General features: G+C 66.9%; 13 protein-coding genes. 7 read left to right on the top strand and 6 right to left on the bottom strand.

What is annotated here, in order from left to right; all coding sequences use genetic code 11:
- Both GX543_RS17190 and GX543_RS17195 read left to right on the top strand, forming a co-directional pair.
- A partial coding sequence (locus GX543_RS17190) for a hypothetical protein (protein WP_290853689.1) occupies positions 1-611 on the top strand: 611 nt, incomplete at its 5' end.
- Entirely contained in the window at positions 611-1,210 is a 600-nt protein-coding gene (locus GX543_RS17195; protein ID WP_290853690.1) for a hypothetical protein, read from the top strand. The genes GX543_RS17190 and GX543_RS17195, both read left to right, overlap by 1 nt.
- A 366-nt stretch (positions 1,211-1,576) precedes the next feature.
- Here GX543_RS17195 and GX543_RS17200 read toward each other — a convergent pair whose 3' ends face one another.
- Together GX543_RS17200 and GX543_RS17205 are read right to left on the bottom strand one after the other, a co-directional pair.
- The gene (locus GX543_RS17200) at positions 1,577-3,031 is read right to left on the bottom strand and encodes an aldehyde dehydrogenase (RefSeq protein WP_290853691.1); all 1,455 of its coding nucleotides are present in this window, start codon (positions 3,029-3,031) and stop codon (positions 1,577-1,579) included.
- A 78-nt stretch (positions 3,032-3,109) separates the two neighbouring features.
- The gene (locus GX543_RS17205) at positions 3,110-3,415 is read right to left on the bottom strand and encodes an antibiotic biosynthesis monooxygenase (protein WP_290853692.1); all 306 of its coding nucleotides are present in this window, start codon (positions 3,413-3,415) and stop codon (positions 3,110-3,112) included.
- A 47-nt stretch (positions 3,416-3,462) separates the two neighbouring features.
- Here GX543_RS17205 and GX543_RS17210 point away from each other — a divergent pair, with 47 nt between their 5' ends.
- On the top strand, positions 3,463-4,251 hold the full coding sequence (locus GX543_RS17210) for an alpha/beta hydrolase (RefSeq protein WP_290853693.1): 789 nt from the start codon (positions 3,463-3,465) through the stop codon (positions 4,249-4,251).
- On the opposite strand, the gene GX543_RS17215 is transcribed toward GX543_RS17210, so the two are convergent.
- Positions 4,248-5,144 (bottom strand): A/G-specific adenine glycosylase, encoded by an 897-nt coding sequence (locus GX543_RS17215; RefSeq protein WP_290853694.1) that lies wholly within the window; start codon positions 5,142-5,144, stop codon positions 4,248-4,250. The two genes, GX543_RS17210 and GX543_RS17215, sit on opposite strands and share 4 nt — an antisense overlap.
- On the opposite strand from GX543_RS17215, the gene GX543_RS17220 reads away from it, so the two are divergent.
- Both GX543_RS17220 and GX543_RS17225 read left to right on the top strand, forming a co-directional pair.
- Entirely contained in the window at positions 5,143-5,760 is a 618-nt protein-coding gene (locus tag GX543_RS17220; RefSeq protein ID WP_290853695.1) for a carbonic anhydrase, read from the top strand. The genes GX543_RS17215 and GX543_RS17220 overlap by 2 nt on opposite strands.
- Positions 5,761-5,860: 100 nt before the next feature.
- Positions 5,861-6,631, top strand: a complete 771-nt coding sequence (locus tag GX543_RS17225; protein ID WP_290853696.1) for a hypothetical protein — start codon at positions 5,861-5,863, stop codon at positions 6,629-6,631.
- Between the two features lie 21 nt (positions 6,632-6,652).
- Here GX543_RS17225 and disA read toward each other — a convergent pair whose 3' ends face one another.
- Entirely contained in the window at positions 6,653-7,750 is a 1,098-nt protein-coding gene (gene disA / locus GX543_RS17230; RefSeq protein WP_290853697.1) for a DNA integrity scanning diadenylate cyclase DisA, read from the bottom strand.
- Between the two features lie 20 nt (positions 7,751-7,770).
- Between disA and GX543_RS17235 the strand changes: the two genes are divergently transcribed.
- Positions 7,771-8,304 (top strand): PaaI family thioesterase, encoded by a 534-nt coding sequence (locus GX543_RS17235; protein ID WP_290853698.1) that lies wholly within the window; start codon positions 7,771-7,773, stop codon positions 8,302-8,304.
- Positions 8,305-8,341: 37 nt separating this feature from the next.
- On the opposite strand, the gene radA is transcribed toward GX543_RS17235, so the two are convergent.
- Positions 8,342-9,739: a DNA repair protein RadA gene (gene radA, locus GX543_RS17240; RefSeq protein WP_290853699.1), complete on the bottom strand. Its 1,398-nt coding sequence runs from the start codon at positions 9,737-9,739 to the stop codon at positions 8,342-8,344.
- A gap of 82 nt (positions 9,740-9,821) precedes the next feature.
- A complete protein-coding gene (locus GX543_RS17245) occupies positions 9,822-10,403 on the bottom strand; it encodes a copper-binding protein (RefSeq protein WP_290853700.1) in 582 nt (193 codons plus the stop codon).
- A 407-nt stretch (positions 10,404-10,810) separates the two neighbouring features.
- Here GX543_RS17245 and GX543_RS17250 point away from each other — a divergent pair.
- Positions 10,811-11,177 (top strand): CarD family transcriptional regulator (locus tag GX543_RS17250; RefSeq protein ID WP_290853702.1); only part of this gene is annotated, 367 nt, incomplete at its 3' end.

Genomic DNA, 11,177 nt, shown 5'->3' on the forward strand with positions numbered 1-11,177 from the left:
CCGACAGCGAGTCCGCCGTCGAACCCGACGCGGATGAGGTGGCTAGCAACGCCGTCTACCGTGAGCGTCGTCGCAAGCGCGCGGTGGTACGGCAGAGTGCGTCGAAGCAGGCGGCGGGCGACAGTTCGACCCTCACGGTCGTCGCGGTGGCGTTCACCGCGCTGATCGTCGTAGCGGCGATCATCCTGTCGGCGACCTTCGGATTCCAGTACTACCGGATCCAACAGGATCGCGACCTGCGGGCGGAGTACTCGACATTCGCGCAGCAGATGGTGGTCTCGCTGACCACGCTGAACCCCGATAACGCCGATCAGATGTACCAGAACACGATGGACAAGACCAGTGGTCGGGCTCGTCAGATGTTCAAGGACAACATGAAGAGCATCGCCAAGATGATCCGCGAAGGCGACATGGTCACCAAGACCAGCATCGTGGCCGACGCTGTCACCGAGGCGACCGCCGACGAAGGTTCGGTTCTGGTCGTGTCGTCCTGGTCGGGCCACCCGAAGAACGACAAGAAGGCCGTTCAGTCGACGTCGTTCCGCCTGCGCGTCGACATCACCCGAATCAACGGGGAACTGAAGATGACGAACTTCGATTGGGTCGCCTGATGAGCAAGATGCAGCGCTGGTTGCTGCCGCTGTTGGCATTGATTGCCGTGGTCGCGATCGCCATCACGGTGACTGTCGGGATCATGTTCGCGAATGCGTCCGCCGAGGAACGAGCGCGTACTTCGGCGCTCGACGCGGCGAAGTCGTACGTGGTCGACATGTTCGCGTGGAACCCGAAGAACGTCGACAACAACATCACGTCGACGCTCGGTCGACTGACCGGTCCGGCACAGAAGGAGTACCAGGACCGCATCGTCAGCGAGAAGGTCGCAGAGCTGGTGAAGCAGCAGGGCGTCACGACCGCTCTGACGATTCAGGGCGCGGGCGTCATGGAGAACACGCGCGACACCGCACGCGTGCTGCTGTTCATCAACCAGTCCTCGACGCGAAACGACGCCGCAGAGGTGCAGATCGATGCGAGCCGCCTCGTCTTCGGCATGGTGAAGCAGGGCGACACCTGGAAGATCAACGAGATCGACATCCTGAACGACGACAGCCTGGAGCAGAACGTGCAGCAGACTGACACGCCTCCTTCGGATGCCGTCCCGATTCCCGAGGCCCCCGCTTCCGAAGCCCCGGCCCCCGCTCCCGGAGGCTGAGCACGGTTCGCCTGTGGTCTCGATTCGGCGCCGGCTCGCTGCGCTCGCTGGCGTCACTCGACCGGCGTGGGGTGCCTGCGCTCGCTGGCGTAGTTCGACCGGCGTGGGGTGCCTGTCTTAAGGTGGTCGAGTTCGCCGACCCGGAGCGGAGCGAGGGGACGTCGAGTATCGAGACCGGTGTTCGTCGGTGGTCTCGATTCGGCGCCGGCTCGCTGCGCTCGCTGGCGTCACTCGACCGGCGCGGGGTGCCTGCCTTAGGGTGGTCGAGGACGTCGAGTATCGAGACCGGTGTCGCGAGTACGCTCGACATACGAAAAGCGCCTGCCCCGAAGAGATTCGGGGCAGGCGCTTTCGGGCCTGTGGAGGCTACGAGGTGTAGCCCATCGGCATCAGGATGGCCTTGTGCTCGAGGTAGCTCTCCAGGCCCTCGCGGCCGTTCTCGCGGCCGATGCCCGACTTCTTGTAGCCGCCGAAGGGCGACGACGGGTCGATGGCGTACCAGTTGATACCCATGGTTCCGGTGCGGATCTGCTTTGCGACCTCGATCCCCTTGGGGACGTCGGCGGTCCAGACCGAGCCGGCCAGGCCGTAGTCGGAGTCGTTGGCGATCGCGATGGCTTCGTCGAGGTCGTCGTAGGCGATGACGCTGATGACCGGCCCGAAGATCTCCTCGCGGGCGATCGTCATGTCGTTGGTGACGCCGGTGAAGATGGTCGGGCCGACGAAATTGCCGGTGCCGACGGCGGGGGCGGGCACCTCGAGCACTGCGGTGGCGCCCTCTTCCTTGCCCTTGGCGATGTATCCGGTGACCTTCTCGTGCTGGCGCGAGTTGATGATCGGTCCCATCGTGGTTCCCTGCTCGAGCGGGAGGCCGGGGACGAAGGTGGAGGCGACCGCGACCATGGCGTCGACGACCTCGTCGTGCTTGCTGCGGGGAACCAGGACTCGGGTCTGCGCGACACAGGCCTGGCCCGAGTTCAGGATGCCGGAGAAGACGAGCATCGGAGCGCTGGCGGCGATGTCGGCGTCCTCGAGGACGATGGCCGCAGACTTTCCACCCAGTTCCAGTGAGCAGCGCTTGAGCTGGTCACCGCAGGCGGCTGCGATCGCACGGCCTGCTGCGGTGGATCCGGTGAAGGTGATCTTGTCGACGTCGGGGTGGTCCACGAGGGCCTTGCCGGTCTCCACACCGCCCGGGACCACGGAGATCACGCCGGCGGGCACGCCTGCCTCGGTGAAGAGCTCGGCGAGAAGGTTCGCGTTGAGGGGAGTCTCCGGAGCGGGCTTGAGCACAATCGAGCAGCCGGCGGCCAAAGCGGGCCCGAACTTGTTGCAGAAAAGGAACAGCGGGACGTTCCAGGCGATGATCGCGCCGACCACTCCCACCGGTTCGCGAACCACCAGCGACTCGCCGAACAGGCCGGTGCGCTTCTCTTCCCAATCGTAGGCGTCTGCGGCGTCGGCGTAGGCGTTGAGCACGCCGGTTCCGGCCAGCTGCTGCAGGGTTGCGACGTCGCCCGGGGTGGCGCCCATCTCCGCCGAGACCAGGGCGCCGATCTCGGCGCCGCGCTCGTTGATCAACTCGGCCGCTCGACGGATAACCGCAGCTCGCTGGGCCGGAGGGGTATTGCGCCAGACACCCGAGTCGAATGCCTCGCGGGCGGCGCGCACCGCGGCGTCGACGTCTTGCTCGTCGGCCTGGGGGACCGAGCCCACCTTCTCGCCGGTCGCAGGCGAGAACACTTCCAGGACCTCGGTGGAGTGCGGGTCGACCCACGATCCGCCGATGTACAGCTGGGTCATTTCGATGGGCTCGGTCATTCGTGCTCCTAGCGTCAGGGGAACCTTTTCCTCGATACTAGAACACGTTCTAAAACGGTGCCAGGGTATGACGGGTCGTCAGGCCTTCGGGGCGACGTCGATGACCACCTCGAACTCCAGGAGATCGGCGCCCGACGCGACCGGCTTCTTGTCGCTCTTGTGCGCCGCGCGAGCATCGCCGCCCGCCCACGCCTCGTAGGCGGCGTCGTCGGTCCACTGGGTGACGACGAAATAGCGGTCCTCGCCCTTGACCGGGCGGAGGAGTTGGAAGCCGAGAAAGCCTTCGGCACCGTCGACGACGCCTGCGCGTGCGGCGAACCGCTTCTCGAGTTCGGGGCCTGCGCCCTCCGGGATCTGAATCGCATTGATCTTCACAATTGCCATGCCTTCAGCGTACTGAGTCCAGCCTCGGGCGATTAGGGTCTGAAGTCGTGATCGGACTACTCGACTACGGCGGCCTCGACCGCGAAGACGGCGGCCACGGCTCGATCGTCCTGTTGCACGGCCTGATGGGGCGCGGTCGGACCTGGAAGCGGCAGATTCCGTGGCTCCGTCGATACGGGCGGGTGTTCACCTTCGACGCCGCGTTTCATCAGGGCGTGACGCAGGGTTCGCACGAGCCGACGGCCGATGAGATCTCGACCGAACGGTTCGTGGCCGACGTCGCCGAGGTGATCACCTGGATCGACCGCGGTCCCGCGGTGCTGGTCGGGCATTCGATGGGCGGCCTGCACGCGTGGTGCACTGCCGCGCAGTTCCCCGAGTTGGTTGCCGCGACGGTGGTCGAGGACATGGCGCCCGACTTCCGCGGTCGCACCACCGGCGACTGGGCGCCGTGGTTCAACTCCTGGCCCGACCGGTTCGCCGACCTCGACGAGGCCGTCGCGATGTTCGGCGAGGTTGCCGGACGGTACTTCTACGAGGCGTTCGACGACGGCCGCCTTCACGGCCGAATCCCCGTGTGGGCGGCGATTGCCGAGGAGTGGGGAACGCGAGAGTTCTGGGGGCAGTGGGATTCGGTGCAGGCACCGACACTGCTGCTGGAAGCGGAGTACTCAGTGACCCCGCCGGGGCAGATGGCGCAGATGGCGCAGCGCGGGCCCCATTCGCACTACCTGCGCGTCGAAGGCGCCGGGCACCTGGTGCACGACGACCGTCCCGGCGTCTACCGAGGCGCGGTGGAGGCGTTCCTGGCGGGGCTGGGCAGCGAGCTGCGCTAACCCTCGCCGGCCAGGCAGAAGAGGCCGTCGTCGGTGGTCTCGATCAGGCCGTCGACCAGGAGCGAGTCGAGGGCGCGGGCGCGTTGCCCGGGATCGCGTCCCCAGGCGAGGTCGAGGGCGGTGCGTTCGACGGGCCCCGAGGAGCCGCGAAGCACGTCGAGCAGGCGGCCGCGCGCCTGGCGGTCGGTGCCCTCGTACTTCTGCGACTTCTTGGCGGGGCCGTCGTGGGCCGGTCGGCCGAGGCGGACCCACTCGCAGGTGGGTTCCAGCGGGCAGACGTCGCAGCGGGCCTCGCGGGCAGTGCATACCAGCGCCCCGAGTTCCATGAGCGCGGCGGAGAAGGTCGGCGCGGTGGCGGCGTACCCGCCGTCGGAGTCGCGGGGGAGGAGGCGCTCGGCATTCGCGAGGTCGCGTTTGGCCGGCGGTCCGGGCTGTGCCCGTCCGTCGACGGCGCGTGCGATCACCCGGCGCACGTTGGTGTCGACCACCGGAACACTCTGCCCGTACGCGAAGCACACGATCGCACGGGCCGTGTAATCGCCGATACCGGGCAGTGACAGGAGGGTGTCGACGTCGTCGGGCACCACGTCGCCGTGCTTCTCGGCGAGAATGCCCGCGCACTCGTGCAGGCGCATCGCGCGACGCGGGTACCCCAGCTTGCCCCAGGCCCGGACCACTTCGCCGCTGCTCGACCGCGCCATCGCCGACGGCACCGGCCAGCGCTCCACCCACTCCTGCCAGGGGCCGAGAACCCGGGAAACAGGGGTCTGCTGGAGCATGATCTCGCTGATCAGAATCTGCCAGCCGGATATGCCCGGGATGCGCCAGGGAAGGTCGCGTTGTGACTGGGCGAACCATTCGACGACGACGTGCGGTGGCATACTTTTGCTCATGGACAACCTAACCCCGGCTCAAGCATGGCGAGTGATTCAAGAAGGCAACCAGCGTTTCGTCGAGGGCAAAGTGCTCCATCCGAATCAGAGTAGCGACCTGCGCGCGGCGCTGGCCGCAGGGCAGACGCCGCACGTGGTCCTCTTCGGCTGCGGTGACTCCCGACTGGCCGCGGAGATCATCTTCGACCAGGGACTCGGCGACATGTTCGTCGTCCGCACCGCGGGCCATGTGCTCGACGAAGCCGTCCTCGGAACCATCGAGTTCGGACCCGACGTGCTCGAGGTCCCGCTGATCGTGGTCCTCGGCCACAGCAAGTGCGGCGCCGTCGGCGCCACCCTCGAAGCGCTCGACAACAACACCATCCCGAACGGCTACGTTCGCACCATCGTCGAGAAGGTGGCGCCGAGTGTGCTGGCGGGTCGCGCCGAAGGTCTCACCGACTACTACGACTTCATCGGTCGGCACGTCAAGGAGACGGTGAACCTCTTGGTGGAGCGAAGCAAGATCATCTCCGACCGGGTGGCTGAAGGCAGGCTCGCGGTGGTCGGCCTCACCTACCGCCTCGAAGACGGTCAGGTGGAACTCGTCAAGGTGATCGGCGACGTCGGCGAGTGATCCCGGTGGCGCGCTTCTGAGGCACGCGACACTACGCGAATTCACGACACGCCGATGGGCGTCGCCGCTGACAGGTGAGTCGCGACGTTACGGTTGAGGCGTGATTGAACCACAGGGACCCCTGCCACCCGAGGTGTATTGGCGCCGACGTGTCGTCGCCGGTGCGGGCATCGTGGTTGCGGTTGTCGCGGTGATTCTCCTTATCGTCGCGCTCAGCGGAGGATCGGGCGACGCCCCGGACTCGGCGAATGCCGCGGCCAAGTCGTCGGCGACGCCGACACCTGCTCCAGCGCCGTCGAAGACGGAGAGTGCTGCGCCGAGCAGCGAAGCGCCCAGCGGCGGCGGAAATCACGGCAACGGCGGCGACCCCAGTGCGGCACCGGAAGCCGCTCCGCCCGCCGACACTCCGGCGGAGCAGCCCGCGGGCTCTCCGGCCGAGCAGACCGGCGTTCCCGCCTGCTCCGACCAGAGCCTCTCGGTGGTGCTCTACACCGACAAGCCGACCTACAGCACCGGCGACCAGCCGGTCTTCACGCTCGTCACCACCAACGGTGGCCTGGCCCCGTGCTCGCGTGACATCGGCAAGGCCGCGCAGAATGTCACCGTCCGGACCCTCGACGGCAGTCGCACCCTGTGGTCCGCGCAGGACTGCGCGCCCGACAAGTCGGTGAACATCCAGGTCCTCCAGCCGGGCCAGCAGGTCCGCGACGACATCACCTGGTCGGGCACCACCAGCAGCCCAGGCTGCAAGAAGAAGCGCGTTCAGATCGCGCCCGGCGGCTACCAGGCCATCGGCAAGCTCGGCGAGCGGGAGTCGGCGCCGATCACGTTCAACGTCGTCGCGCCGGCGCAGGCTCCCGTCGGCCAGTAGCCGAAGCGGTCGCTCCGTCCGTCAGTCGAACCGTTCGAGGCTGGTCTCAGCCAAGCGGGACAGGCCCTCGCGGATGTGCCGCGCCCAGATGCTGCCGATGCCTTCGACGGCCTGCAGATCGGCTGCGCTGCTGGCGAGCAGCGACTGCAGGGTGCCGAAATGGCGCACCAGGCGATCGATGTGGCCGAACTGCAGCCGCGAGATGCGGGCGAGCAGGCGGTAGCCGCGCGGGCTCATCGCCGTGTCCTGCGCTTCGAGCGACGTCGGATAGCCGAAGGCTCCGGCCACCATAGTGAGGTCCAAGAGGTCGGCATCGGTCAAGGACTCGACGGCTTCGAGGATCTGACGGACCTGTTCGGTGCTGGCGGGTTCGGGACTCGCGTGATAGTCGCGCACCAGGAGTTCGCGCATGGTGTCGTTGTCGCTGATCAGCTCTTCCAGCTGGAGGGCCACCTGACGGCCGTTGACGCCGAGTTCGAGCACGTACTCCTCGATCTCGACCGAGACGCGACGGACCATCTCCATTCGCTGGGCGGCGCTCATCGCGTCGCGCAGCAGCACGTAGTCCTCGATCTCGGCGCGGGAGAGCTGGCTGCTGACCTCGTCGAGTCGGGACTTGTAGCGCTCCAAGGTGGTCAACGCGACGTTGGCGCGCGAGAGGATCGCGTCCGGGTTCTCGACCACGTGTCGCCGCCCTGCCACGTAGACCGACACGATCGACATGGATGCGCTCACCGAGATCACCGGAAACCCGGTCTGGATCGCGGTGCGCTCCGCGGCGCGGTGGCGGGTACCGGATTCCTCGGTGGGAATGCTCGGGTCGGGCATCAGCTGCACGTTGGCGCGGACGATGCGTTTGCCGTCGCCGGACAGCACCACGGCGCCGTCCATCTTCGACAGCTCGCGCAGCCGGGTGGGCGCGAACTCGATGTCCAGGTGGAAGCCGCCGTCGCAGAGCCGTTCGGTGTCGTCGTCGTAACCGAGGACGATCAGCGCGCCAGTGCCGCCGCGGAGAATTCGTTCGAGGCCGTCGCGGAGGCCGGTGCCGGGCGCCACGCGGGGCAGCGCCGAGCGCAGTTGTTCACCGAGACGGGGCTCGGGCGTCACGGAGTCGTTCACCTGGACTAGCGTAGCGGTACGTGAAGACATCATTTGTGCTGCCCACAGACATCGAGCCGTTGGTACGCGACCCGAAGGCGACGGCGCCCGGCGAGTGCATCGAGCTGCACCACTCGATGTGCTACGGCTGCGGCGACGAAGCTCCCGTCGGATTGCGCATCAAGGTGTTCGCCGGCGAAGGACTCACCGTGACCGCGACCATGCCGGTGGTCGACTGGATGCAGGGCGGCCCCGGTGTGATCCACGGCGGGGTGCTCTCCGGGGCGTTCGACGAGGTCATGGGCACCTCGCCGCTCCTGCTGCGGAAGCCGGTGGTGACCGGTCACCTGGCGATCGACTACGCGCGCCCGATTCCGCTTGGCAGCACCTTGCACTTCACGGGGGAGATTCTGGGCGGCAAGGGACGCAAGATCTACACCCGCTGCTATGCCCACCTGGGCGATCCTGAGCAGCCGGTCGCCGGTGCGCACGCCCTATTCATCGCGATCGACCTGGAGAAGCACTTCGCCGACTACCTCGACAAGGCGGTTCACTCGGGCGACGCCTCGTCCTAGTATGTGCGCGGGGTAGGAGTGCTGGGGCCGCGCACGGTCAGAACGGCGCCTCGGCGTAGTCCCGTCGCGGAGCCTCTTTCGCGGAGATCGCGGTCTTCGCTTCGAGGAGATTGTTGACGCGGGTGATCGCGATGCCCTTCGGCATCTCTTCGTCGCTGCCGACCGGGATGATCACATGGCGGAAGCCGAGTCGCTTGGCCTCGGCGACTCGGCGGGCGATCGACGAGACGCGCCTGACCTCACCGACGAGTCCGACCTCACCGATCGCGACGGTGGTCGACGGGATCGGCTTGTCGAAGAACGACGAGTACAGCGCGAGGAAGATCGCGAGGTCGGCGGCCGGCTCGCTGACCTTCATTCCGCCGACGGTCGAGGCATAGACTTCCTTGCTGCTCGCGGTGATGCCCGCGTGCTTCTCCGCGACCGCCAGCATCATCGCCACGCGCGCCGAGTCGAGGCCGCTGACCGCACGTCTCGGCGACGTCATCTTGGTGTCGTTCAGCAGGGCCTGAATCTGCCCGACCATCGCGCGACGACCGTCCATCGCCACCAGCGCTGCGCTGCCCGAGACATCGGACTCGTGCTGATGGACGAAGATGCCGGAGGGGTCGCTGACCTGGTGGATGCCATCGGAGCGTTGCTCGAAGCAGCCCACCTCGTCCGACGGGCCGAAGCGGTTCTTGATGCCGCGGATCATCCGCAGCGACGAATGTCGATCGCCTTCGAACGAGAGCACGACGTCGACGAGGTGCTCCAGCGATCGGGGACCCGCGACGTTGCCGTCCTTGGTGACGTGGCCGACCAGAATGATCGCGATGCCGCTGGTCTTAGCCAGTGACACCAGCGCGGTGGTGACCGCACGGATCTGGGTGACGCCGCCCGTGACGCCGTCGGTGCCGGTGGCGACCATGGTCTGCACCGAGTCGACGATCAGCAGGGTCGGCGAGACGGCCTCGACGTGTCCCAGCACGGTCGACAGATCGGTTTCGGAGGCCAGGTAGATGTTGTCGTGCACGGCGTCGGTGCGCTCGGCGCGCAAGCGCACCTGACCCGCCGACTCCTCGCCCGTGACGTACAGGGCGGTCTTGCCCTGGGCCGCCCAGTGCTTCACGGTTTCGAGCAGGAGCGTCGACTTGCCGACGCCGGGCTCGCCGGCGAGAAGGATGACCGATCCGGGAACCACTCCGCGGCCTAGGACGCGATCGAACTCGGCGATGCCGATCGGTGTGGCGGTCGCGGAGTCGGAGGCGACGTCGGTAATCCGCACCGCCGGGCTCGACGGTGCCACCGACGTGGTCCCGGTGCGGGCCGCGACGGCCGCGGGGGCCGACTCGCTGATGGTGCCCCACTCACCGCAGTCGGGGCAGCGCCCGAACCACTTCGGCACCTGATGTCCGCACCCGGTGCACCGGAAGATTGATTTCGCCTTGGCCACGGGAGCCACTGTAGGCGACGGATACGACAGTGCCCCGGACCCAAGGGGCCGGGGCACTGTGAAAGAGCTCGGGGTGCGGAGGCTAGTGGCCGCCGCTCTCGCCCTGGCGGTCGCGGATGACGTCCTGACGGGTCACCAGCGGGCTGCCGTCGACCGGAGTCAGGACGGTCGTCGAAACCGTCTCGACCTTCTTGCCGGTGAGGTCGTACACCGAGAAGTTGAAGGTCAGCGGAACGGTCAGGCCCGCCGCAACGGTCTTGCCCGTGTCGTTGAGCTCCACGTCGAGGCGGGTCACGGGCAGGGTGTCGGTACCGTCGGCCGCGGTGATCGAACCGGTGGGCTCGCCGGCCTGCAGCGAATGGGTGGGTCGCAGTGAGGTCGGATCCTGGGCAGCCTTGGCGTCGGCCGGCGGGGTGATCTTCACGGTGCCGGTCTTGGTGGTGATGCCGTCGAGCTTCACCACGCGCGTCGGGCTGTCGTTGGCGATCAGGAAAGCGACCTTGAACGGGCCGCCGTCTCCGAACACTGCTTCCGCCTTGTCCGTCGGGTACAGCACGTGCGCGTTGCGGATCGCGATGGATCCGTTGCTCATCACTTCGTGCGGGCCGACGGTGGTCGGGGTCAACTCAATGGTGCCTGCGGCACCGTTGACGGCGGGCTCCATTGTCGCGGTCTGCGCGATGTGGCCGGAGCTGCAGGCAGTTGTGCCAAGAGCGATGGCGATTCCAAGTGCGCCGACAACTGCAGCCGAGGCCAGACGGCGAGGGGACCGATTGAGCACTGACACCATTTCCTCCGGGTGGTCGTTGCTGTATGTCCGCCGGTGATTGCGGAACTCACTACGCAGCGTAGTGGGCGGGTACCAGAAACGTTCTTCCGGGTCGCCGAAACATCTCGATGATCTTAGCGCCGTGAACCCTCGCGAAGGTCCCTTTCGGTGGCCTCCGAACCGGGCGAACCCGGTGGCTACACCACCGTTCACCTGCCAACACCTGGGTTGACCTGCACCGTTGGTAAAGGCTCCCGGTCGGCGCGTGTTAGACTGGTTACATTCGAAAGGGGCAGGGAACATTGAATTTCAAAGTTGGCGACACCGTTGTTTATCCCCATCACGGTGCTGCTCGAGTCGAAGACATCGTAGTTCGGACAATTAAGGGCGAAGAGGTCGAGTACCTGGTCCTGAAGGTTGCTGACGGCGACATGACGGTACAGATTCCGTCGAGCAAGCTTGAGTACGTGGGTGTGCGCGACGTAGTCGGCGAGGAAGGTCTGGACGAGGTGTTCCAGGTGCTGCGGGCTCCGCACACCGAAGAGCCGACCAACTGGGCCCGCCGCTTCAAGGCCAACCAGGAGAAGTTGATCTCGGGCGACATCATCAAGGTCGCCGAGATCGTCCGCGACCTCTGGCGTCGCGAGCAGGACCGCGGCCTGTCTGCAG

This window comes from Gordonia sp. (in: high G+C Gram-positive bacteria), assembly GCF_012515855.1.
In the GTDB taxonomy this organism is placed as follows: Bacteria; Actinomycetota; Actinomycetes; order Mycobacteriales; family Mycobacteriaceae; genus Gordonia.

What these genes read in the sequence shown, in the direction of transcription:
- GX543_RS17215 (WP_290853694.1), bottom strand. Translation starts at nt 5,144, where the DNA reads ATGAGCAAAAGTATGCCACCGCACGTCGTCGTCGAATGGTTCGCCCAG.
- GX543_RS17200 (WP_290853691.1), bottom strand. Translation starts at nt 3,031, where the DNA reads ATGACCGAGCCCATCGAAATGACCCAGCTGTACATCGGCGGATCGTGG.
- GX543_RS17245 (WP_290853700.1), bottom strand. Translation starts at nt 10,403, where the DNA reads ATGGAGCCCGCCGTCAACGGTGCCGCAGGCACCATTGAGTTGACCCCG.
- GX543_RS17205 (WP_290853692.1), bottom strand. Translation starts at nt 3,415, where the DNA reads ATGGCAATTGTGAAGATCAATGCGATTCAGATCCCGGAGGGCGCAGGC.
- GX543_RS17220 (WP_290853695.1), top strand. Translation starts at nt 5,143, where the DNA reads ATGGACAACCTAACCCCGGCTCAAGCATGGCGAGTGATTCAAGAAGGC.
- GX543_RS17195 (WP_290853690.1), top strand. Translation starts at nt 611, where the DNA reads ATGAGCAAGATGCAGCGCTGGTTGCTGCCGCTGTTGGCATTGATTGCC.